Genomic DNA, 22,562 nt, shown 5'->3' with positions numbered 1-22,562 from the left:
TGGCCCGGTGACCTACGCGGGCGGGGCCGACGGTTCGGGGGCGTCGAGGGGCCAGGTGTCGCGGTCCTCGATGTGGTCGTAGACGGGGAGTTCGTCGGCCAGGACGTCGAAGTGGACCAGCGGGGCCCACAGGGCGCGGTCGCCGACGACGTACAGGCGGCGCTTGGCGCGGCTGGCGGCGACGTTGAGGAGGTGGGGGGTGCCGGCCGCCCATGCGCGGGCGCCGCGGCGGCCGGCGCCGAGCAGCAGGATGACGACGTCGGCCTCCTTGCCCTGCGCCTTGTGGACGGTGGCGCAGCGTTCGTCGAGGTGTTCGGCGCTCCAGCCGGGGAGGGTGCGGCAGGTGTCGCGGGCCTCCCGGACGAGGGCGCGGAAGGGGGCGATGATGCGGAGGCGGTCGACGCCGACCTCGTGCCGGTCGAGCCGGCGCAGCAGGAAGGTGAGGGCGCGTCGGTCGCGTTCGCCCCAGGGGGCGTCGGCGGGGCGCTCGGGGTCGGGGGTGTCGAGCCAGCGGCTGGGCAGCAGGCCGTCGTGCTCGGGGTCGGGGAAGGGCTGCGGGTGGGTGCCGTACACCATCAGGCCGCCGTAGGCGACCTCGTTGCTGACGGTGAACATGGGCTCCTCGCAGCGGCGGTGTACGCGCAGCGGTGAGCCGACCCAGACGGTCTCGTCCTCGGCGCCGGTGGGCGCGGGCAGGTACGTGCCGTAGCGGTTGACCCGGTCGGCGACGGCCTGGGCGGAGGTGGCGGAGGGCAGCCACTCCTCGTCGACACCGTGGGCGAGCAGCAGGCGGCGCTGCAGGGCGCTGGGCATGGTGACGACGGGTTCGAGCTGCAGGGGGTCGCCGACGAGGACGGCGCGGCGGGCGCGCCACAGGGCGCCGACGGCGGCCTGCGGGGTGGCCTGGCCGGCCTCGTCGACGAGGACCCAGCCGAGGGAGCCGCGGCCGAGGCGGGCGAACATGCTGCCGATCGAGGAGAAGGTCGTGGAGACGACGGGGACGAGCAGGAAGAGGGTCTGCCAGGCGTGCAGGACCTGCTCGTCGGGGACGGGGCCGTTGGTGCCGGCCATGAGCTCCACCAGGACCTGGAGGTTGCTGCGGATCCGCTTGGCGGTGTTGGCGACGAAGGCGCGGTGCAGGTCGAGGGCGCGCAGGAACAGGTCGCTGCGGGCGGTGCTCCAGGCCTCGTCGGCCCAGGGGGCGCCGAGTTCCTGCTCGGGGTCGTCGAGGTGGAGCCAGTCCAGCGGCAGGGAGGGGAGGGTCTCGGCGGCCTCGCGCAGGGAGCGGTGGGCGGCGTCGACGCGGGCGACGGCGCTCTCCAGCTCCTGCAGGGCCGCGCGGGCGTCCTGTCGGGCCCGCTGGAGGGCTTCATGGGCGGCGGACTCCTCGATGAGGGCGGCACGCTCCAGCGCTCGGGCGAAGTCGGCAGCCGTGGCGGCCGCGGTGACGTCGGTGGTGGAGCGGGTGCGCAGCTCGGCGGCGGCCTGCTCCTCGGCGCGCACGCAACGGGCGATGTGGCCGTTGGCGTCCGCCAGGGCGGTGTGCTGCTCGACGAGCAGGGCGAGGAGTTCGGCCTGGCTGCGTTCGCGGTGCTGCTCGGCGGCCTGGCGCTCGGCCTCGCTCCGGAGCATGCGGCGCAGCCCGGCGCGCAGGCCCGACTGCGCGGTGGGGGGCTCGTCGTGGAGGGCCGTGAGGGTGTCGACCTGTCGGCGGTGCTGGTCGGCGCGTTCGCGGGCGACGGCCAGGACGCTCCGGGCTTCTTCGAGGGCCTGGCGGGCCCGGGAGACGCCCCGGTCGGCGGCCTCGTGGGCGGCTTCGGCGGTGCGGACGGCGCTCGCACCGGTCTCGACGGCCGTGGCGGCGGCGTCGGAGCGGGTCCGGGCGGCGGCCACCCGTTCGTCGGCACGGACGACGGCTTCGCTCAGGGCGCCGAGGTCGGCGTCGAGCCGGTCGGACCGGGTGGTCGCCAGCGCCGTGGCGAGGCGGGCGCGTTCGGCGCGCAGGCGTTCCACCTCGGCCTGGGCGGCCCGGAAGGCGGCGACGGCCTCGGGCCAGGAGGGGACGGGCTCGGCGGAGGTGGCGGGGGCGGCGGGGGGCGCTGTCACGGTCGCTGGGGCCGTGGCCGTGCGGCGGTCGCGCGGGGTGCGGGCAGCGGGCCTGGGCGCGCTCGGCGGGACCCAGTCGCCGAGGACGGCGTTCATGCCGCGCAGCGGCGGGAGGCCGGCGGCGGTGCGGACGGCGTTCTCGTCCTCGGGCAGGCGGCCCCACCAGAAGCGCTCGGTGAACCGCGTCCGGTTGGTCTTGTTGCCGAGGACGGCGGCCACCAGCCCCCAGGCGGGCGCACCGCCGAGCAGGGCGGAGGCGAGGTCGGAGAAGTGGTCGGGGCCGCCGTGCCAGTGCTCGTCGAGGGCGGTGGCGCCGGGCAGTTCGGCGGTGATGTTCTCCACCGCGCCGTTGTTGGAGGAGGTGACGACGATCTCGCGGCCGGTGAGCCGCGGGTCGAGGACGGAGACGAAGCGCGCGTGGACGCCCTGGCGGTCCTTGCCGCGCCAGGCTCGGCCGACGAACGCCTCCTCGGGCCGCCGGTAGCCGGCCAGCACGGCGGCGCGCTCGACCACGAGGGCGGCGACCAGGTCGCGCAGCATGGTGGTCTTGCCGGTGCCGGGCGGGCCGTTGACGGAGAACAGGCCGCCGGCGTCCGGGCCCGGGGTGGTGGCCGTCGTCCCGGTGGCGCGGTCCGCGAGCATGCGGTTGACCGCGAACTGCTGGCTGAGCGCGAGCGGGTAGCGCGCCTTGGCCGGCCAGCGCCCGGCGGGGACGAGCGCCGGGTCGACGCCTTCGAGGACGGTGAGGCGGTCCACGAGCAGGTCGGTGCGGGCGGCGACCGGGATGTCCTGACGAGCGGTCAGATAAGCCTCCAGGGCGGGGCCGAGGCCCTCGCCGCCGCTGTCGGCGAGCGCCGCGCCGACCCGGGCGAGGTCGGGCGGGAGGAAGCTGTTGAGGAACGGCTGCGGGGCGGCGGCCTTGGCCTTCGGGTCGCGCGGGAGGCGCACCAACCGGCTCTGCACCCGGATCACGCGCGGGTCGAGGTGCTCCTCGACGCCGCACAGGTGGGCGATCTGGGCGGTCAGCGCGACGAGGTCGGCGAGTTCGACCGGGCGCGCGCCGGTGTCCTCGTCGGTTCCGTCGGGACCGTGCCCGTCAGGCCCGTCAGGCCCATCGGGCCCATCGGGCTCGTCGGGGGAAACGGGCGCAACGGTGGCGGATGAAGCGGACGGTGACGGCACCGCGGCGGACGGCTGCGGCTCGGCCGCGGCCCCCGGCCCCTCGGCGTCCTGCCGTCCCGTCCGGCGGACCGCCGACCACTCGGCGACGCGCCGCACCAGCGGCTCCGTCGCCCCCTGCACGGCGGCCCCGGCGACCTCGCCGAACAGCGCCCCGACCGCCGCCACCGCCGCGCCGCCCAGGACCTCAGCGAGCAACTGCCGCCAGCCGCCCGTCGGTTCGGCCCCCGCGCCGCCGGGCACCTCGCGTCCGGGCACCGTGCCGCCCACCGGCCGGGGCAGCAGCGGGTTCGGCAGCGAGTACGGCAGCTGGTTCGGCAGCGGCCGGGCCCCCGGCGCGTACCGGATCGGCGCGGCGGCCAGCTGTCCCACCGCCACCTCGAACGCCTCGCCCAGCTCCTCGAAGCCGTCCAGCCACCCGGGCGACGACGGCCCGGGGTCGAAGAGCCGCCCCGTCGCCCAGGCGCACGCGGAGACCACCGAGGTCTCCTCGACCGGCCGCCCGTGCTCGTCCAGGACCAGCGCGAACATCGCGCTGCGGCCCGACAGCTTCAGCTCCTCCTGCGGCACCCCCGGATCGGGGTCGGTGCCCGCCGGAAGCACGGCGATCATCGCCTGGCGCAGCCGCTCCACCTCGAAGACCCCGCCGTACACCTCGTGCCGCCACACCATCCCGCGCGGCGCACGCCGGGCCGCCGTCTCCGGGTGCTCCGGCGACCAGGGCAGCAGCGCCGCCGCCTGGCCCGCGACCGGCGTGACGTCGACGACGACCGGGTCCGAGGCCCGGGGCCGGCCTGCGCGGCGCTTGCGCGGCACCTCGGGGATCGACGGCGGGCTGAACAGCTCGATCGCCCGCCAGCACTCCAGCAGGTCCCCCGCCCGCCGGCCCCGCCCGTCCCCGCTCCCCACCCGTCGCCCCCTTGCGTCGAACCTGCTGCGCGCAGCCGCTTCGTGTGCGTCGGCCGGCGGCCGAATCTACCGGACGGCGGGCGGGTGAGCCGAGTGCCGGCGGCGTTGCCCGCTGCGGGCGGCCGTGGTGGGGCGCCGGCCGGAGCGCTCGGGGGACGAGTGGAGCGCTCCGGCAGGGGCCGGCTACTCGCCTTCGAGGGCGGCCACCAGCTGGGGCAGGGTGCCGCCGGCCGCGTGGAAGGCCAGGTGGTCGTGGTAGTCCCGGCTGTGGACGATGCGGCCGTCGCGGACCCGCAGGACCTGGATGTTCGCGGTCTCGAAGTCCCGACCGGTGGTGCGGTGGTGGGCCCGGTAGTCCCACTGGGTGACGATCACCTCGGGATCGTCGGTCTCCCGGATCACCACGTTCTCCGCCGTGAGCCGCAGGGGCGAGCGTTCGGCGACTTCCGCGAACCGCTTCGCGAGGACGGCTCGCCCTTCGAACCGGCGCGGCCCGACCGGCTCGAAGACGGTCTCCACCACGGTGTCCTCGGCGTAGAGCTCGGCCAGTTCGGAGAACCGTCCTTCGGTGATGCCCTGCAGCAGCTTGAGGAAGACCTCGCGCGGCGACAGCGTTTCGGACATGATCAACCCCCAGGATCGCGCCGCTAGAATCGGACTAGCGACTCCGCTTCAAACGATACGGACCAGCCACTCCGGTTGTCCAGGGGTAGATCCGCGCGCGCCGCGGACGGGAGGAGACAGGCATGAGCGGGGCATCGGAACGACCGCTGCGCGCCGACGCGGCCCGCAACCGGGCCAAGCTGCTCGACGCCGCCACCGAGGTGTTCACCACCCGCGGCATCGGCGTGCCGACCGAGGAGATCGCCCGCGCCGCAGGGGTCGGGGTCGGCACCCTCTTCCGGCACTTCCCCACCAAGGAGGCGCTGCTGGAGGCGGTCATGGTCCGCAGGCTGGAGACGATCACCGCGCGCACCGCGGAACTCGCGGCCGAGGCCGAACCCGCCGAGGCCTTCTTCGCCTGCTTCCGCCTGATCGTCGAACACTCCGCCGGCAAGCAGGAGTTCACCCGCGCCCTGGCCGAGGCCGGGGTCGACGTGCACGCCTCCCTGCGGGAGTCCACCGAGCAGATGCGGTCCCAGCTGACCGAACTCCTCGCCGCGGCGCAGCGGGACGGGGCCGTCCGCCCCGAGGTGGGCCTGCCGGAGCTGATCGCCCTGCTCGTCGGCGTCGGCACGGCCACCGAGCAGCTCGCGGCCGACCCCGGGGCCCGGGAGCGGATCTTCGACGTCGTCTTCGCCGGACTGCGGCCGCAGTGACACCCCGGAGGCACGGCAACCCGGTGCCGCGACTCCACGCCGAAGCACCGCGTCGCGACTCCGGGCCGCCACCCGCGTAGGGTCGGCGACCGACGCACCCACCTGCCCGATGACGACGAGGGACGAGCCCCACCGTGTCGAACGCGCCCGTGATCCGCAGTGACGTCCCCGGGTCCTTCCCCTGGAGCGTCTTCCACGTACGCCACCCCGAGCTCGTCCGGCGGGTCCTCGACGCCCTCCCGTACGGCCCCGCCGAACGGTCGGCCGTCGAGCGGCTGCTCGTGGAGAGCACCGACGGCGTCCTGGAGCCGCTGCGCGCGGACGCGGTGGACGCGACGGATGGGCCGGACGCGGTGGACGCGACGGATGCGACGGACGCCGCCGACGCGGCCCGGTGGCTGGCGTGGGGCGAGGGCCTGTGGGGCAGGCCGTGGGGCGAGGCGCCGTTCCTGTGGGCCGAGAGCTACTTCTACCGTCGGCTCCTCGACGCCACCGGCTACTTCCGGCCCGGCGCCTGGCAGGGCGTCGACCCGTTCGCGCCGTTCAAGGCCGCCGAGCTCGGCGGGTCGGCGGTCGACGACGAACTGGCCGCGCTCGACGCCCTCGACGGGCTGCCGCAGACCCGCCGGCGGGAGGCGCTGCTGTCGTCCTCGCTGTGGGGCAACCGCGCGGACCTCAGCTTCGGGATCACCGCGGAGCCGGGCGGGCCCGCCGCGTCCGGCCTGGTCGCCGACGACAGCGCGCTGCTGTGGGCCGCGCTGGAACGGGCCGGGGGCGGGCGGCTCTGCGTCGTCGCCGACAACGCGGGCCGGGAGCTGCTGCCGGACCTCGTGCTGATCGACCACCTCCTGGCCGGCGGCCCGGCGGCGCAGGTCACGCTGTACGTGAAGCCGCAGCCGTACTTCGTGTCGGACGCGACGATGGCCGACGTCCTCGCCGCGCTCGAACGCCTCCGCACCGCGCCCACCCCGGCCGCCGCGTCGGTCGGCGAGCGGCTGTGGCGGGCGATGGGCAGCGGCACGCTCGCGGTCCGCACGCATCCGTTCTTCTGCGCGCCGCTGCCCTTCCACGACATGCCCGCCGACCTCCGGGCCGAGTTCGCGGACGCGGCGCTGACCGTCGTCAAGGGCGACCTCAACTACCGCCGCCTGGTCGGCGACCGGCTCTGGCCGCCGACCACCCCGTTCACCGCCGCGACGGCGCACTTCCCGTCCGCCGTCGCAGCCCTGCGCACCCTGAAGTCGGACGTGATCGTCGGCGTCGACGCCACCACCGTCGTCCGGCTCGACGACACCGGTACGCCGTGGCGCACCGACGGCCGTCACGCCGTCGTGCAGGTCGACGCCCGGCGGTAGGGGGACGGCACCCCGCCGGACGGCACCCGACGGGGCCGCACCCGACGGGCGATACCCCGCGGGGCGCACCGGGCGGCGGCTACCGGTACCAGTCGTCCCCGCCCCCGGCGAGGGAACGGCCCAGGTAGTCCGCCAGGTCCCGGGCCACCCACCGGCGGCTGTCGTCCTCGTGCTCCCAGACGAAGACGTCCGGACGCTCGGGCGTCCGCACGAACGCGAAGTGGTCCCCGCCCCCGTTGTCGCCGAAGAAGAGCAGGGCGTCGAAGGGCATGTACAGCTGGGCGAAGGAGGTGTCGGAACGGAAGAGCAGGTTCCGCTCGACGACCGTTTCGAGAGGCCACACGGTGTCCACCGCGGTGCGCCCGATGATTCCGTCGCTCTCCAGGAACAGCTGCCTCAGCTCGGCCGGCAGCCCGCACCCGAGCCGGCGCTCCGCCTCGGCGAGCGCCGTCACCTGCGCAGGAGTCCGGAACCCCGCCCCGGGGAAGGCCTCACCAGCCGCTTCTCTCCACATGGCTCCGAAGACTACCCAGGGGTCGGCCGGACCTCGGCGCGAGCCTCGACCTCAACCTTGACCTTGACCTCAAGCTCAACCTCAGGTTCAGGTCGAGGTGCAGCTTCAGGCTGTGCAGGTTCAGGTTGAGCCTCAGGTCCAGGATTCGGCTTCACGCTCAGGTCGAGGTCCGGCCTCACGTTCGGCATCAGGTTCAGGACAGCATGTTGATCCGGTACTGCATGATCCGGTAGTTCGTGTCGTCGTACCACTGGCTGACGACGATGTGGAAGTTGCCGAACGTCGAACCGGGGACGACGAAGCCGCCGTACGGGCTGGCGACGAGGTTGCCGACCTCCTGGCCCGGGGCGCCGGGAAGGATCATGGTCTGCTCCAGTGTCCTGGTCAGGTCCGAGGTCGGGAGGGGGAAGACCATCGCCCTGATCGACAGCGGGTCCATGTTGAGCCAGGTGAGGACGTACTTGCCGTCCATGGCGCGGAAGCACATCTCGCCCCACCTGCGGGTGCCGAAGACGGTCGTCGGGGCGGGCGCGTTCCACCGCCAGCCGCCGTCGGCGAAGCCCCACGGCTCGTAGGCGTCCGGGTTGCCGAGACTGTCCTGCCGGACCCGGTGCAGCAGCATGCCCGATTCCACGTCGCGGTTGAACACCGTGGACAGGACGTAGCAGTAGCCGTCGTCGGCCACGGCGTACGTCTTCTGCTGGAACTGGCCGCCGTGCAGGTCCCCTGGCCACTGGCAGAGGTACTCCCAGGTCTCGCCGTTGTCGGTGGAGCGCCAGAAGTCGGTGTGGTGGGTGTCGTAGATGACGCCGCGCATGAGGTGCATGTACATCACGCCGTCGACGACGAACACGTCGGACGGGATCGCCGTGGTGAACTTGTCGCCGACCGGGTTGTGCGGCTCGTCGACGAGGCTCCTGGCGTGGTCACCGCCGACGCTGCCGTCGATGCGCAGGTTGTCGGGGTCCGCGCTGCCGGAGCGCAGGCCGACCGGGGCGCGCCAGTCGCCGGTGCCCACCCGGTCGCCGTCGAAGGTGTCGCCGCAGACGAAGAGCATGGTGCCGTCCGGGCACCGCACGGGAATGCCGAGGTCCGTCCACGGCGCGGCGAACGGCCCGGTCTCGACCGGCCCGCTGAGGTTCTTGATCTTGGTGGCGATCGTCGGAGCGGTCGGGTCGTACGGCCCGTTGGCGACCGCCGCGGGAGCACCCGTACCGAGGGCCCCCGCCCCCGCGGCGACGCCGAGACCGATCCTGAGCAGCGTGCGGCGGGAGGGCCCGCCGGTCGTCGCGTCGTTCCCGCCCGATGAGTGGGTCATGGTGTCGATGGCCTTTCCGAGTCGACTGGATCCCCGCGGCTTTCCTGCGGCTCCCGAGGCTACGGCGATCCGCAGGCGCCCGGTCGATCGGTGAACAAACCTTCACTCAAATTGGTTAGGAATTACCGGAGTTCACGATCCGCACGCAGCTCGTTCGAGCCCGGGCCGCGACCGCCACCGGGCGATTCAGTCGTGCGGTTCGGTCGTGCGGTTCGGTCGTGCGGTTTCAGTCGTGCGGTTTCAGTCGCGCGGGACGATCGCGACCGGGCAGAGCGCGTGGTGCAGGACGGCGTGCGCCACGCTCCCCAACCGGGACACACCCGCCTGGTGTGCCGGGGTCCGCCGCCCCAGCACGACGAGCGAGGCTCCCCGGGAGGCGTCGACGAGCGCCCCGCCCGCGTGCCGGGCGGTCACCTCGGCCTCCACCCGCACCCTGGGGAACTTGTCCCGCCAACGGGCCAACGCGTCCCGCAGGCGCACCAGCTCCGCCTCCGCCAGCGAGTCCCGGATCTCCCGCTGGTCGACCGGCGCCTGCGTCACGTACGGGCCGGCCGGCAGCGAACGGCTCTCCAGCACCCGCAGGGTGACGCCCCGGCGGGCCGCCTGCTCGAAGGCGAAGGCCAGCACCTCGGCGCAGGCGCGGTCGCCCTGGACGCCCACCACCACGTCCCCCACCACGTCCCCCGCCACGTCCCCCGCCGCGTCCGCCGCCGCGTCGGCCTCGCCATCCGCCTCACGGTCTGCGCCCGCGCCCGTGCCCGTGCCCGCCCGGACGAGCACGACCGGGCAGAGCGCGTCGGCGGCCACCCGGAGCCCGACCGAGCCGACCAGCAGGCCGGTGAAGCCGCCGAGGCCTCGCGAGCCGAGGACGATCAGCCCGCCCCGCGCGCCGGCCGCCGCGAGCGCGTGGGCCGGGCTGCCCGGAATCCGCTCGCACGACAGGTCCAGGCCGGGCAGGTCGGCCGTGAGGCGGTCCCGGACCGCGAGCAGCTCCGGCGGCAGGCCGTCGTCCGCCCCGGCCGGCCGCAGCGGCCTGCCGTCCTCGGCTCCCCCGACGTGGATCATCCGGAGCGCCCGGCCACTCCGGTCGGCCTCGGCGGCCGCCCACGCGGCCGCCGCCGTGCTCTGCTCCGAGCCGTCGATCCCCACCACCACGGAGTGCGACATGTCGCGTCCTCTCTCGGTCCCGCGGGACGCGGCCGTTCCGCGCCCCCGCCGTCCGGGACAGCATCGCGTCGTGCCCCGCGGCCGTGGCAGGGGCCGAGCTGCCCTGCCACCGAGCCGAAGGTCCCGGCGGCGCGGGGTCGGCGAGGGGTGCCGCACGCACGGCGGGGAGCCGGGGACGGTGTCACCCGTCCCCGGCTCCCCGCCGTCGGCGCGGCTCCTGCCGCCGCTACCGCGTCACCGCGCCGGTGTGATGAGGCCGTAGTGGCCGTCGTAGCGGTGGTAGAGCACGTTGCCCCGCCCGGTGGCGGTGTCGGTGAAGAAGACGAACGGCAGTCCGGTGAGGTCGAGCCGGGACACCGCCTCGGCCACCGTCAGTTCCGGCACGCCGCGGCGCTCACGCTGAGCCCCGGCTCCGGCTCGCCGATGGGCCCGGCGACGGACCCGGCGACGGCCAGGCGGTGGGCGTCGCGGTGCCGGTGCACCCGGGCGAGCCGGGCGGTCAGCCGGTCCTGGAGCAGGTCGACGGCCTCCTGCATGGTCGCGGCCGCCACGTGGGCGCGGACGGGACGGCCGTTGAGGTCCACCACGGCCGGCTCGTGCTGCCGTTCGACGACGGCCAGCAGCTTCGCCCGGGCGTAGTCGGGCGCGGCGAGGGACACCTCGCCCCGGGTCTCGACCCGGATGTCGGGGGCGATCGGCGTGTGCAGACGGTTCATCAGGAGTCCTGCCTCTCGGATGTGGTTCCAGCCTGCCGGGCGCCGGCGGGCCCCGTCGTCGGCCGTTCGTCCCGCAGGCAGGGCCGTGCGGCCCAACTCCCCACCGGTGGCGGCGGGACCCGGAGGCCCGGGCCCGACCGGGACCACCGGCCCGGCGGCCGGTCCCTTCGGTCCCTTCTCCCACCGCGCGCCCGGGCGGCAGATTCGACGGTGCCGGGCGCCGGCCGTCCCGGCCCGACACTTGATCCCACAAGGGGGAAACCACCATGACGCGCTGTGTCCTGACCGGAATCGACGGATCACCGCAGAGCGAGGCGGCGGCCCTGTGGGCGGCCGCGGAGGCCCGGCGCCGGGGCTGCGCGGTGCGGCTGCTGCACGCGTGGCCGTGGCTCGACGCCGGGGACGGGAACGCCTCGCGGCCCGGCGACCTGCGGCCGAGGGCATCGGACGCGCTTCGCGGGATCGCCGACCGGATCCGGCACGACCACCCGGGCCTGCCGGTGGAGGTCACGGTGGTCGCGGACGATCCCGTCGACGCACTGCTCGCCGCGACGAAGGGGGAGGAGCTGCTGGTGCTCGGCTCCCGCGGGCTCGGCGGCTTCGCCGGCCTCCTGGTCGGTTCGGTGGGGCTCGCGGTGGCAGCGGCCGCGACCGTCCCGACCGTGCTGGTCCGCCCCGGACCGGGGCCCGCTTCCCCGGCGGCGGCCGTCGGGGCGGACCGGGAGGTGGTGGTCGGGCTCGACGGCCGTCAACCCGACGACACCGTCGTCGCGTTCGCCGTGGCCGAGGCGCAGCTGCGCGGCTGCCGGCTGCGCGTCGTGCACGGGTGGGACCCGGCGCCCGTCTGGGCGTACGGGGGCCTGATGCCGCCCCTGGTGGACCTGACGGAGCAGGAGGCCACCGAAGCGGCCCTGATCTCCCCGGTCGTCACCGCCCTGAGGGCGGAGCACCCCGGGCTCGACATCGTCGAGGACGTCCGCCTCGGTGGCGGAGCCCGGGCCCTGCTGGAGGCGGCCTCGACCCGTGCGGACCTCGTCGTCGTCGGGCGGCGGGAGCACCGTCACCGCCTCGGGCCGCGCCTCGGCCCCGTGGCGCACGCCGTCCTGCACCACTGCGCCGCCCCGGTCGTCGTCGTCCCCCACCCCTGAGCCGGGCACGGCCCCGCCATCGCCCCCTGAACAGCGACAAGGAGCACCGCCGTGTCCCGCACCCACCGCCCGGCCCGGCCCGCCGGCCCGCCTGCGCCGTCGTGCGGCCACCTGCGCCGGGCTCTCGGCCGGGAGCGCAATCCGCTCAGCCGCGCTCTCGACCGGGCCCGGAGCCGGGCGGTGGTGCTCACCGCCCTCGGGATCGCGCTTGCGGCACTCCTCGGGGCCGGGGCGGCCGTCACCGACTTCGCCGCGGGCCAGCGGCAGGCCGCGGCCACGGCCGCCGGTCTGCACCGCGTCGACGCCCTGGTGCAGGGCTCCGTCCGGAGGGCGGAGGCCACCGTCGTCGGCGGGAAGGCCGTGTACCGCGCCGACGCGGCCTGGACCTACCCGGGCACCCGGCCCAACACCGGCAGCATCGACGTCCCCCGTACCGCCGGGCCCGGCAGCACCGTCGGGATCTGGGTCGACGACAGCGGCCGCCCCGCCACCGCACCGTCCGGCACCGCCGACGTCGTGGCCGACGCCCTCTGTCTGAGTCTGCTCGTCTTCGGCCTGCTCTGCGTCCTCGCCTCCGCCGTGCTCTGCACGAGGCTGAGCGTCCTCGACCGTCGGGCCGACCGGGCGTGGACCCTGGGCTGGGCCCGGTATGAGCCCGTCTGGAGCGGCCGTGCCCCTCGCGGCGGCGGGCACGGCTGACGGACCGGCCGTTCCGTCCGCGACACCGGCCACGGCACCCGGCCGTGGCACCCGGTCCCCACACCCGGCCGCGGTGGAGCGGAACAGGGCCGGAGGGCCCTATCGGAAGCGCCCCCGGTCGCGTCAGACTCCACGGAGAGTCACGCGGTCCGCCGGCGGGGCGGGCCCACGGGGTTGGAGCGGCGATGACGGAGAGTCCGGTGGCTGGGACGAGCGGCTCGGTGACGGTGTTCCTGCTGGACGACCACGAGGTGGTCCGCCGGGGCGTGCACGACCTGCTGGACGCCGAGCCGGACTTCCGGGTGATCGGCGAGGCCGCCACGGTCGAGCAGGCGCTCGCCCGGGTCCCCGCGCTCCGCCCCGACGTCGCCATCCTCGACATGCGGCTGCCGGACGGCGACGGCGTGACGGTCTGTCGCGAACTGCGCTCCCGCATGCCCGGGCTGGCCTGTCTGATCCTCACCTCGTTCGACGACGAGGAGGCGCTCCTGGACGCCATCATGGCCGGGGCCGCCGGATACGTCCTCAAGCAGATCAGCGGCACCGACCTGGTCTCCGCCGTGCGCACCGTCGCCTCCGGCCAGTCGATGCTCGACCCCGGCGCCGCCACCCGGCTGATGGCCCGCCTGCGCGGCGACGCCGTCACCGAGCAGAGCTCCGACCTGCCCCAGCTCACCGAACGGGAGCGGGAGGTGCTCGCCCTGGTCGGTGAGGGGCTCACCAACCGCCAGATCGGTCAGCGGCTCTTCCTCGCCGAGAAGACCGTCAAGAACCACATCTCCCGCCTGCTGGCCAAGCTCGGCGTGGAACGGCGCGTCCAGGCCGCCCTGATCGCCTCCCAGGCCCTGGGCCCGCACCGGCAGCCCTCCGCTCGAACCGGCCACTGAACCGACCGCCGAACCCATCGCTCGACCCGCCGCCGAACCGACCGCCTCGGGCACCGGCCCCACCAATCGGATCCGATCGGCATCCCCGCCGGGGACCAACGACCCCTCCCCCGGCGCCCGCCACGGCGACACCATCGATGCCATGACACCTGACACCACGCCGCTGGACGGGCGAGAGTGCCGCCGGCTCCTCGCCGGCCTCTCGGTCGGCCGGGTCGTCTACACGCTCGGTGCCCTGCCGGCCGTCCAACCCGCCCGGTACCGGCTCGGAGCGGACGGGAGCGTGCTGCTGAGCACCGCCGCCGGGTCCGAGCTGGTCCGGGCGGTCGCAGGCGCGCTGGTGGCCTTCGAGGCCGGGGAGCTCGACGCGGCGGACGGCACCGGCTGGAGCGTGACCGTCCTCGGCCGCGCCGACGTCACCCCCGAGGGGGCGGCGACCGGGCCGGCCGGCACGGTCACCGTCCGCATCCTCCCGGAGCTGGTGAGCGGCCGCCTGTTCCCACCGAACCGCCTGGTCCAACGCTGATCGGACCGAGGTCGGTCGGTGCAGACGGCCGTCCGGCCCCGGGACCTTCGGTACCCAGGTGGGGCTGCTCGGCCCCTGTGGCCGACCGTCGGCCCCGCGGGAGTCTGATCGCCGGACGGGACCGCGCCCACGAGTGCCGCGGCCCTCCGCCGACCAGGGAGGTCTCAGCGATGTCGCACAGCGTGGTGGTGGGGATCGACGGCTCGACCGAGAGTGCGGCGGCGGCCGAGTGGGCCGCCCGCGAGGCCCTTCGGAACGGGCGCGCGCTGCGGATGGTCCTGGTCGCCGGCGGCGAGGTGGACGCGCTCGACCGCGACCTCGGCGGCGACGGCACGCTTCCGGGCCCGGTGGCCGCGATCCGGGACCGCATCAGGGCCGAGCTGCCCGGCCTGGCCGTCTCCTGCGAGATCGTCCCCGGGAACCCGGCGTACGCGCTGACCGCCACCGCCCGCCGGGCCCCGGTGCTGGTGCTGGGCTCGCGCGGGAAGGGCGGCTTCGCCGACCTCCTGATCGGCTCCGTCAGCCTGCGCGCCGCCGCCCGCGCGGACTGCCCGGTGGTCCTGGTCCGCGCCGGATCGGACGGCGGAGCCGAGGCGGACGTGCCGGCCGCGACGCCCGGACCCGTCGTCGTGGGCGTCGAGGGCGACCGGCCGTGCGACCCGGTGCTCGCCTTCACCTTCCGGCACGCCGCCGACACCGGCGCCGCCCTGCGGGTGATGGAGAGCCGGGACACCTTCCGCGGCCCGTCCGCCACGGAGGCACCGGTGGACCGGTGGCACATCGGGCAGTCCCTGGCGGCCGCCGAACGGGGCCGGCTGCAGGACACCCTGAAGCGCTGGCGGGACGAGTTCCCCGACGTCCGTACCGAGGCGGAGGTGTGTGCCTGGAGCGCGAGCAGAATGCTCGTGGAGGCGTCCCGCACCGCCTCGCTGGTGGTCCTCGGCCGGCGCTCCCCCAGGCACCCGATGGCCGGGCCCCGGCTGGGCCCGGTGGCCCAGTCCGTGCTCCACCACGCCCACGGCCCCGTCGCCGTCGTACCCCACCACTGAGCCGGTCGAAGGGGCCCGCGGTGCCCTTGAAGGTGGCGACCGGCTGTGCATGACTGGAGGGAGCAACGCTCCCGGCCGACATCGAGGTGCCCCGGATGGGATTCATCGGCACGGTGGGGCTGGTGCTCCACCCCGAGCGCACCTGCGCGCCCACCGTCGAGGCCGTGGTCCGTTGGAGCCGGGCCCGGGGGACGAAGGTGCTGGGGCTGGCGGAGGAGGTGGCCAGGATCGGCTGCGAGGCCATTCCGGTCGGGACCGAGGAGCTGGCCACGAGCGCCGACCTGCTGATCAGCCTCGGCGGGGACGGCACCATGCTGCGCGCCATGCGGCTCGCGACCGGGGGCCACGCGCCGGTCCTGGGCGTCAACGTCGGACGCCTGGGCTTCCTCGCCGAGGTCGACATACCGGAACTGCCCGCCGCGCTGGACGCGATCGACGCCCAGCGGTTCACCGTGGAAGTCCGTTCCGGCGTCCACGCCCGCTTCGGGACCACCCGGGAGACGGCGCTCAATGACGTCGTGCTGCTGCGCAGCCCGGGCCACAGGTCCGCGGCGGTCGCCGTGCGGGTCCAGGGCGAGCCCTTCGTGGACTACACCGCCGACGCGGTCGTCGCCGCCACGCCGACCGGCTCCACCGCGTACAGCTTCTCCGCCGGCGGCCCGATCGTCTCCCCCAACGCGGAGGGGCTGCTGATCACACCCGTGGCTCCGCACGCCGCGTTCAACCGCTCGGTGTTCCTCTCCAGCGGCGAGCGGCTCGACCTGGAGGTCCTGCCGCACAGCGGCGACCTCGCCGTCGAGGCCGACGGCCTCCTGGTCGGCCGTGTCGTACCGGGCGACCACGTCGCGGTGACCATGCTGCCCGCCGCCGCACGCGTCGTACGGCTCGGCCGCACCACGTTCTACCAGCGGGCCCAGCGCAAGCTCCGGCTCACCGGCTCGGCGGAGCACGACTGACTCGCCGGGGCGTCAGCCGCGGCGGAGGCGGCGCACGCGGCGGAGGCGGCGCACGAGGCGGAGGCGGCGCACGAGGCGGAGGCGGCGCACGCGGCGGAGGCGGCGCACGCGGCGCGGGCCGCTGCCGGGGTCAGTGGGCGGCCAGGGCGAAGGCGGCGGCGGTCTCGTCGCGGTTCCGGCCCTGGCCGAGCAGGACGTGCAGGAGCAGGCGGGCCTTGTAGGCGTCGAGGTGGCCGCCCCGGATCAGTCCGCGGGCCAGCAGGTCCTTCTCCGAGCCGGCGAAGCCGTACGTCCCCTCCAGGACCGGCCCGTTGCCGATGCGGCTGGCGAGGACGACCGGGATCCGGGCCGCGGCCCGCTCCAGGACGGCCACGAAGCCCTCGGGGACGTGGCCGACTCCGAACGCGGCGACGACGAGCCCGTCGCACGCCTCGGCCATCGCGGCGAGGAGGGCGCCGTCGTCGCCGAGCGTCGCGGTGTACAGGCCGACGCGGGCCGCGGCCCGGATCGTCGGGCCGGCGAAGGTCGTACGCGCGGCGAGCGGGCCGTGGAGGTGGACGCGCCCCTCGTAGAGGCGGCCGAGGGGCCCCGTCGCCGGGGAGGTGAACGCGGCGGGGCTGGTGGTGTGGGACTTGCGGACGGTGCGGGCGGCGTGGATCTCCTCGCCGAGGACGACCACCGCGCCGGCGCCGCGCAGCTCGGGCGCCGCGGCGGCGATGACGGCCGCGTGGATGTTCGCCGGGCCGTCCGCACCGGGCAGGGTGGGGTTGCGCATCGCCCCGGTGACCACGATCGGCTGCTCGCCCGGGTGCAGCAGGTCCAGCAGGTAGGCGGTCTCCTCGATGGTGTCGGTGCCCTGGGTGACCACCGCGCCGTCGCAGCCGGACCGGAAGGCCTCGGCCAGGGCGTCCGCGAGCGCGCTCAGGTCGTCGAAGCCGAGGGACGCGCTGGGCAGGCGCCGGAAGTCGTGGACCCGCAGCTCGACGTCGAGGCCCTGCAGGGCGGGGACGGCGGCGAGGAGGTCGTGGGCGGACAGAGCCGGCACGACGCCGCCGGTGGCCGGATCGGCGGTCATCGCGATGGTGCCGCCGAGGGAGAGGATCGCAACCGCCTTCGTGCCCAACGCCGTTGTCTCCTTGTCGGGGTGTCCGGGTGTCCGGCTCTACCGAGGTTCGAATGACCGCCGGGTGGCCGGGTGGCCGGGGGCCGGGGGCCGGGGGCCGGGGGCAATCTACCGGCTCGTGGCATGCTGTGACGATGCTCCTGGCACGTCATGGAACCAGCGTCGAACTGCGCCCGCTGCGCTACCAGTTCCCCGCGACGAGCGGCGACCCGTACGACGACAACTGGCTCGTCGTCGAAGGCAGGGTGACGACCCCCGCCGGCGGATGGTCGTTCCAGGATCCGGCCCTGCTGACCTCCGAAGGCCGCGAACTGTCGTCCTGGCTGCGCGCGGTCGCCGCGGGCAGGGTGGCCGTGGCCGAGCCCGACGAGGAGGGCGACCTGTCGCCGAGCCTGTCGTTCCTGGAGCCGAACCTGGCCTTCAGCCTGGCCGGCAGCCTCGACGGCCGGTCGCTGGTGCGCGTCCACCTGTCCCTGGAGGCGGCACCGCCGTGGCAGCGGTGGGACGCCGACGACGCTCCGGACATCTACCAGTACGCCGTCGAAGTCGCCTGCAGCAACGACGAGTTGCTGCAGGCCGCCGACGCGTGGGAGCACGGACTGTCGTCGTTCCCGTCCCGCTGAACGAGCGTCCCTGCCGTACCGGAGGCCGGACGGATTGATCCGGCCTCGCACCGGTCCGTAGAGTGCCCCGACGCCGTCACGCGGACGGCGCACGGGCAGCACACGGGGTACGGGGGGATCATGGCGGACGGTTCCGGCCACGCGGTCCGGACAGGCGGCGCGGCCGAGGGGCGGGACCGGAAGCGGGTCGTGCACGACACCTACACGGTGACGGTCCGGTGAGCACCGACTGGCTCGACCGCGCGGCGAGGCTACGGCGCTGGACGAACAACGGCGTCCGCGCTCCGCACAAGCCGCTGCTGCTGCTCTACGCCCTCGGCAGCCACCAGCAGGACGCCGACGGCGAGCTGCGCTTCAGCGCGGTCGAGGGTGAGCTGAAGCGGCTGCTCGCCGAGTACGGGCCGTCTCATCCGACGACGCCCGCCTACCCGTTCCACCACCTCGTCAGCGACGGTGTCTGGGAGGTCCGGACCGACCGGGGCCCGGGAAGCCCCGGGAGCGGCGTCGGCGTCCTCCGCGCGAGCGGCGCCACCGGCAGGCTGGCGCCCGGGCTGCGGGCCGCACTCGCCGAGGAGCCGTCCCTGCTGGGCCGGATGGCCAGGGTGGTGCTGGACGCCCACTTCCCGGTGTCCCTGCACGCCGACCTCTGCGAGGCCGTCGGCCTCGACCTGGAGCGGGCCGGGACCGGCTTCGTGGGCGCAGCCGACACCGGCGGAGCCGACCCCGCGGCCCGGCGGCAGCGCGACCGGCGGATGCGTGAACTCGTGCTCACCGCCTACGAGTTCCGCTGCGCGTTCTGCGGTTACGACGGGGCCCTCGGCGCGAGCACGGTCGGGCTGGAGGCGGCGCACGTCCGCTGGTGGTCGCACGACGGGCCGGACGAGGTCGACAACGGCCTGTGCCTGTGCTCGCTGCACCACAAGCTCTTCGACAAGGGCGTCCTCGGCCTGGGGGAGGACCACCGCATCCTGGTGTCCCAGCGCTTCGTCGGCCGCAGCGAGGCCAGCCGCCGGCACGTGCTCGCACTGTCCGGACGCCCCGTCATCGGGCCGCAGCCCGGGAACCCGCCGGTCGCGGCCCGGCACCGGCAGTGGCACGTACGGCAGGTGTTCCACGGCGCGCCCCGCCCGCCCGCGGAGGCGGCGCACACCGGCTGAGGGACAGGACGGCGTGACCGACGGGCGCTTCAGCGCCACGCATGACGGATCGTCAAGCGCCCGAGCCCCATGAACCCCGAGATCCGGATCCTCGGTCCGCCGGGGCGGGCGCGCCGCCGGGCCTTGTGGAGCGCTTGCCGCCGGCCGGTCTGCAGACCCTCGATGTCGACTACCGCGTCGCGCGGGACGGTGATCCTGGCGCTGCCGGTGCCGACTTGCAGCTCGATGTCGACCACCGGGTGGTCGATGACCGCCCGGGAGAGGTCCAGGTGCACGCTGCCGAGCGCGGACGCGACCGTGAGGGTCCGGGGCACCCGCCATGCGCCGCGTCGGCGGATCCGCCCGCTGACGGCGGCGATCGTGGACGCCGCACCCGCGTGCTCCTCCGGGAGCGAGGCCAGGGCCGACCGGAGCTCAGCGCCCGTCGTGGCGGTCAGCACCTCGTGGAGGCGTTCGTCCAGCTCCTCGTCCGAGAGCCGCCCTTCGCCGTACGCCTCGTGCAGCCGCTCGACCGCCCGGTCGCGGTCCTCCTCGCCGACCGGCGGCGGCCGGTGGTCCGGTCCGCCGGGCCCGGCCATCACCGCCCCCTGCGCCCGTGCGCACGGGCACGGGCAGGGGCAGGCTGCGGAGCAGGACCGTGCAGCCTCCGGGCGGCTGCGACCGGGTCCACCACGACATCTCGACTGAGTACGCTGTACGCGGTCACGGCGACCACGCTAGCAGGGGAGCGGCCACTGGGTACTGTGTACGCAAGCAGGGGGTGCAGCGGTGACCGACGCCGAGTACACGAACATCTGGATGCGGCCCGAGCGCCCGGCCCGCGGACCGAAACCGACCTACAGCCGTGCGCAGATCACCGAGGCCGCGGTCCGGATCGCCGACACCGAGGGGCTGGAGGCCGCCACGATGCGGCGGATCGCCACCGAGATCGGCGCGGGCGCGATGTCGCTCTACCGTTACGTCCCGAGCCGGGACGACCTGATCCAGCTCATGGCCGACCGGCTGATGGGCGAGATCGACGTCGAGGGCATGCCCTCCGGCGACTGGCGGGCGGATCTGACACGCTACGCCGACGGACTGCGGGCCATGTGGCTGCGGCACCCCTGGATCGCCACCGTGAACCGGTCGCTCCCCGGTCTCGGCCCCCACCAACTGCTCCTGATCGAACGGGTGGTGGGCGTGCTCGACGCCCACCTGCCCATCGACGAGAACCTCGGCCTGATGGCCGTGCTGAACGGCTACGTCGAGGGCGCCGTCCGCGACGAGGTCAGCCAGGCCGAGGAGCTCCGCCGCAGCGGCCTCAGCGAGTCCGAGTGGGCGGCACGCAGCCACCCGTACGTCCGGCGACTGCTGGAGAGCGGGGAGTACCCGATCTTCAGCAAGATCGCACTGGAGGCGCGCCAGCCGCGCCTGAGCCGGGACGACCGGTTCCGGTACGGGCTGGAGCGCGTCCTCGACTGCCTCGCCGCCGCCCTCCCGTCACCCTGACCCCACGCCCACGGCGGGCGGGGTTCTACCAGTCGCCCCCGCCCGCCGGCACCACCCCGGCCGGCGCCACGCCCTGCGTCACCTGAGACACGTCATCCCCCTCGATTCGATCAAGGGCCCCCAGCGTAGGGCAGGTGATCATCCGTGACCGGGCGTGCGGCACCCGGGCCGTTCGTCCACGAGGCCGCCGCCGGCACCGCCGCCGCCATCGCTGTCGCCGGCCACGGCGCCGACACCTGCGCCGGCGGACGGGAGCTCCGTCGAGGCCTGCAGCAGCAGGTCGCGCAGGGCCGTGGCGGTGTCCGACGGCTCGGCGGGCGTGAGGACGACCTGGTCGACGGTGGTCGACGGGCCGGCGAGGGGGATGACCCGCAGGCCGGGTGGCCGGTGGTCGAGCGCGGACTCGACGGTGATGCCGATGCCCGCTCCCGCGGCGACGTGCGCGGCGATGGCGTGCACGCTGTCGGCGGTCCTGATGATGCGCAGATCGGCACCGCCGATCCGGAAGGCGGACAGCAGGCGGTCGCAGAGGCCGCTGTTGATCTGGTGGGGCCAGGTGAGCAGGTCGGTGGTGGACAGGTCGGACGTGCTCAGCCCGGTGCGCCCGGCGAGGGGGTGGTCCGCGGGCACGAGCGCCACGAACCGCTCGGTGGACAGCACCCTCGCGCGGACGCCGGTGACGTCACCGGTCGCCCAGCCGATGCCGAGCCCGATCGTCTCCGCCCGCAGGGCGGTGAGCTGGGCGGTGGTCGGCATCGACTCCGGCACGATCGTCACGTCGGGGAACCGGTCGCGCAGTTGTGGCAGGCAGCGCAACAGCAGCTGGTGACCGGTGTACTCGGCATGGGCGACGACGAGGGTGGTGCGGGCCCGGTCGCCGGCGGCCAGGGCGCGCCCGCGCTGCTGGAAGCGGCGCAGCTGGGCGAGGGTTGCGCGGGCGTCGGGCAGGAGCGCTTCGCCGAGGTCGGTGAGTGAGACCCGGCGGCTGGTGCGGTGGAAGAGCCGTCCGCCCAGGCTGCTCTCCAGCCGTCGGACGGCGTCGCTGACGGTGGGCTGGCCTCGGTGCAGGCGCGCGGCGGCGCGGCCGAAGTGGAGTTCCTCGGCGACGGCGACGAATGCTTCCAGTTCGATCCTGTCCACGGGAGCAGGCTAGCGCGATCGATCGGTGTCGCCGATCGCTGTATGCCGGAGTTCGGCGTTGATGGCGCGGCGCGCACGGGCTGTGATGGGTGGGCAGGCCGACGAGCAGGCCCGCGAGCAGGACTTTCCCACGATCGGAAGTAGTGAAGAGTCATGGCAGTCAAGGACGTTGACCGCGACCAGGATGCGCCGACGGTCACCGTGACGGTGGTCTACCACTCGGTGCACGGGCACACCCGGGTCCTGGCCGAGCACCTCGCCGGCGGGGCGCGGCGGGTGCCCGGCGCCGACGTGCACCTGGTCGAGGTGCGGCCCGAGGACGTCGTCGCGGGCCGCTGGCACGACGCCGGCGTGATGGCGCTGCTGGAGCGCTCCGACGCGATCGTCCTCGGCTGTCCGACGCTGATGGGCAGCGTGTCGGCGGTGTTCAAGGCGTTCATGGAGGCGGCGTTCACGCCGTTCGTCACGCAGGCATGGAAGGACAAGCTGGCCGGCGGCTTCACGATGTCCGCCTCGCAGAGCGGTGACAAGCTGGCCGTCCTGGAGCAACTGGCGGTGTTCGCCGCGCAGTTGGGCATGCAGTGGATCGGCGTCGGCGACATGCCCGGCAACAACTGGAGCGGCGGCTCGCGCGACGACGTGAACCGGCTGGGCTCGTGGCTCGGACTGATGAGCCAGAGCCACGCCGACCAGGGGCCGGAGCGGGCCGGCTCGCGCGGCGACCTGATCACCGCCGAGCGCTACGGCGAGCGGATCGCCCGGCTGACCCAGCGGTGGGTCAACGCCCTGCCGTACGACACCCCCCGGATGACCGAACACGAGGCCCGCGCCCTGTCGGCGTCCCTCCGGGAGACGGACGACGCGCCGACGGCCCTGACCGGCGCCTGACCCCTCGCCTGACCTTCCGCCTGACCCTCCGCCCGACCCGGCGCCTGACCCGACATCGGCGCTGTTCCGGCACCGCCGCCGTCATCGCTGTCGCCGGGGCGTTCGGGAGGGCGCCGGGTGACGCCCGGGTGCCCCCGGCGGACGGCGGCACCCGGGCCCGGTGCCGCCGTCGGTCACCGCCTGCTTCTCAGGCGTTGGTCTTGAGGGTGTCGTCGAGCCAGTCGTAGATGCGGGCCTGGGTCAGGCGCATGGCGCCGGGGTGGCAGTGGGCGCCGGCGCCTTCCTCGGCGGTGAA

The 22,562-nt window shown here is 75.1% G+C and carries 22 protein-coding genes; 12 read left to right on the top strand and 10 right to left on the bottom strand.

All coding sequences use genetic code 11. From position 1 onward, the window contains the following. Positions 1-12 precede the first annotated feature (12 nt). Positions 13-4,194, bottom strand: a complete 4,182-nt coding sequence (locus ACIGG8_RS21790) for an AAA domain-containing protein (RefSeq protein WP_396549955.1) — start codon at positions 4,192-4,194, stop codon at positions 13-15. Positions 4,195-4,377: 183 nt separating this feature from the next. Then, positions 4,378-4,818 carry a nuclear transport factor 2 family protein gene (locus ACIGG8_RS21785; protein ID WP_396549954.1) on the bottom strand — a complete coding sequence of 147 codons (441 nt, stop codon included), beginning with the start codon at positions 4,816-4,818 and terminating at the stop codon, positions 4,378-4,380. 122 nt (positions 4,819-4,940) lie between these two features. On the opposite strand from ACIGG8_RS21785, the gene ACIGG8_RS21780 reads away from it, so the two are divergent. Both ACIGG8_RS21780 and ACIGG8_RS21775 read left to right on the top strand, forming a co-directional pair. After that, positions 4,941-5,513: a TetR/AcrR family transcriptional regulator gene (locus tag ACIGG8_RS21780; protein ID WP_396549953.1), complete on the top strand. Its 573-nt coding sequence runs from the start codon at positions 4,941-4,943 to the stop codon at positions 5,511-5,513. A 134-nt stretch (positions 5,514-5,647) separates the two neighbouring features. Next, the gene (locus ACIGG8_RS21775) at positions 5,648-6,868 is read left to right on the top strand and encodes a damage-control phosphatase ARMT1 family protein (RefSeq protein ID WP_396549951.1); all 1,221 of its coding nucleotides are present in this window, start codon (positions 5,648-5,650) and stop codon (positions 6,866-6,868) included. A 79-nt stretch (positions 6,869-6,947) separates the two neighbouring features. On the opposite strand, the gene ACIGG8_RS21770 is transcribed toward ACIGG8_RS21775, so the two are convergent. From ACIGG8_RS21770 to ACIGG8_RS21750, 5 genes are all read right to left on the bottom strand, one after another. Further along, on the bottom strand, positions 6,948-7,382 hold the full coding sequence (locus ACIGG8_RS21770) for an SMI1/KNR4 family protein (protein WP_396549950.1): 435 nt from the start codon (positions 7,380-7,382) through the stop codon (positions 6,948-6,950). Between the two features lie 193 nt (positions 7,383-7,575). Beyond that, positions 7,576-8,700 carry a DUF4185 domain-containing protein gene (locus tag ACIGG8_RS21765; protein WP_396549948.1) on the bottom strand — a complete coding sequence of 375 codons (1,125 nt, stop codon included), beginning with the start codon at positions 8,698-8,700 and terminating at the stop codon, positions 7,576-7,578. Between the two features lie 240 nt (positions 8,701-8,940). Further along, entirely contained in the window at positions 8,941-9,867 is a 927-nt protein-coding gene (locus ACIGG8_RS21760; protein ID WP_396549946.1) for a universal stress protein, read from the bottom strand. Positions 9,868-10,101: 234 nt separating this feature from the next. Continuing rightward, positions 10,102-10,251, bottom strand: coding sequence for a sigma 54 modulation/S30EA ribosomal C-terminal domain-containing protein (locus ACIGG8_RS21755; RefSeq protein WP_396549944.1), 150 nt, complete (start codon positions 10,249-10,251; stop codon positions 10,102-10,104). Next, positions 10,239-10,583, bottom strand: a complete 345-nt coding sequence (locus tag ACIGG8_RS21750) for a hypothetical protein (RefSeq protein ID WP_396549943.1) — start codon at positions 10,581-10,583, stop codon at positions 10,239-10,241. The genes ACIGG8_RS21755 and ACIGG8_RS21750 overlap by 13 nt, the downstream gene beginning before the upstream one ends. Before the next feature lie 266 nt (positions 10,584-10,849). Between ACIGG8_RS21750 and ACIGG8_RS21745 the strand changes: the two genes are divergently transcribed. The 6 genes from ACIGG8_RS21745 (at position 10,850) to ACIGG8_RS21720 (ending at position 15,848) form a co-directional block, all read left to right on the top strand. Next, the gene (locus ACIGG8_RS21745; protein WP_396549941.1) at positions 10,850-11,731 is read left to right on the top strand and encodes a universal stress protein; all 882 of its coding nucleotides are present in this window, start codon (positions 10,850-10,852) and stop codon (positions 11,729-11,731) included. Between the two features lie 51 nt (positions 11,732-11,782). Further along, the gene (locus ACIGG8_RS21740) at positions 11,783-12,430 is read left to right on the top strand and encodes a hypothetical protein (protein ID WP_396549939.1); all 648 of its coding nucleotides are present in this window, start codon (positions 11,783-11,785) and stop codon (positions 12,428-12,430) included. Between the two features lie 185 nt (positions 12,431-12,615). Beyond that, positions 12,616-13,317, top strand: a complete 702-nt coding sequence (locus ACIGG8_RS21735; RefSeq protein WP_396549937.1) for a response regulator — start codon at positions 12,616-12,618, stop codon at positions 13,315-13,317. A 142-nt stretch (positions 13,318-13,459) separates the two neighbouring features. Further along, positions 13,460-13,843: a pyridoxamine 5'-phosphate oxidase family protein gene (locus ACIGG8_RS21730; RefSeq protein WP_396549935.1), complete on the top strand. Its 384-nt coding sequence runs from the start codon at positions 13,460-13,462 to the stop codon at positions 13,841-13,843. Between the two features lie 170 nt (positions 13,844-14,013). Then, positions 14,014-14,892, top strand: a complete 879-nt coding sequence (locus ACIGG8_RS21725; protein ID WP_396549933.1) for a universal stress protein — start codon at positions 14,014-14,016, stop codon at positions 14,890-14,892. Positions 14,893-14,987: 95 nt separating this feature from the next. Continuing rightward, complete coding sequence (locus ACIGG8_RS21720; protein WP_396549931.1) at positions 14,988-15,848, top strand: NAD(+)/NADH kinase; 861 nt, start codon at positions 14,988-14,990, stop codon at positions 15,846-15,848. Between the two features lie 130 nt (positions 15,849-15,978). Here the strand turns inward: ACIGG8_RS21720 and ACIGG8_RS21715 are convergent, their stop codons facing one another. Then, on the bottom strand, positions 15,979-16,971 hold the full coding sequence (locus ACIGG8_RS21715) for an asparaginase (RefSeq protein WP_396549929.1): 993 nt from the start codon (positions 16,969-16,971) through the stop codon (positions 15,979-15,981). 134 nt (positions 16,972-17,105) lie between these two features. On the opposite strand from ACIGG8_RS21715, the gene ACIGG8_RS21710 reads away from it, so the two are divergent. Both ACIGG8_RS21710 and ACIGG8_RS21705 read left to right on the top strand, forming a co-directional pair. Further along, a complete protein-coding gene (locus tag ACIGG8_RS21710) occupies positions 17,106-17,594 on the top strand; it encodes a hypothetical protein (protein WP_350520720.1) in 489 nt (162 codons plus the stop codon). 218 nt (positions 17,595-17,812) lie between these two features. Then, positions 17,813-18,751, top strand: coding sequence for a phosphorothioated DNA-binding restriction endonuclease (locus tag ACIGG8_RS21705; RefSeq protein ID WP_396549927.1), 939 nt, complete (start codon positions 17,813-17,815; stop codon positions 18,749-18,751). Positions 18,752-18,780: 29 nt separating this feature from the next. Here the strand turns inward: ACIGG8_RS21705 and ACIGG8_RS21700 are convergent, their stop codons facing one another. Further along, positions 18,781-19,329 (bottom strand): DUF1707 domain-containing protein, encoded by a 549-nt coding sequence (locus ACIGG8_RS21700; RefSeq protein ID WP_396549925.1) that lies wholly within the window; start codon positions 19,327-19,329, stop codon positions 18,781-18,783. Between the two features lie 190 nt (positions 19,330-19,519). Here ACIGG8_RS21700 and ACIGG8_RS21695 point away from each other — a divergent pair, with 190 nt between their 5' ends. Further along, a complete protein-coding gene (locus ACIGG8_RS21695; RefSeq protein ID WP_396549923.1) occupies positions 19,520-20,239 on the top strand; it encodes a TetR/AcrR family transcriptional regulator in 720 nt (239 codons plus the stop codon). Between the two features lie 138 nt (positions 20,240-20,377). On the opposite strand, the gene ACIGG8_RS21690 is transcribed toward ACIGG8_RS21695, so the two are convergent. Then, positions 20,378-21,379 (bottom strand): LysR substrate-binding domain-containing protein, encoded by a 1,002-nt coding sequence (locus ACIGG8_RS21690; protein WP_396549921.1) that lies wholly within the window; start codon positions 21,377-21,379, stop codon positions 20,378-20,380. A 153-nt stretch (positions 21,380-21,532) separates the two neighbouring features. Between ACIGG8_RS21690 and ACIGG8_RS21685 the strand changes: the two genes are divergently transcribed. Further along, entirely contained in the window at positions 21,533-22,267 is a 735-nt protein-coding gene (locus ACIGG8_RS21685) for a flavodoxin family protein (protein ID WP_396549919.1), read from the top strand. Positions 22,268-22,562 lie beyond the last annotated feature (295 nt).

The organism is Kitasatospora sp. NPDC085464 (genome assembly GCF_044541955.1).
Taxonomy (GTDB): Bacteria; Actinomycetota; Actinomycetes; order Streptomycetales; family Streptomycetaceae; genus Kitasatospora.
This window is presented reverse-complemented; position numbering and strand designations above follow the sequence as displayed.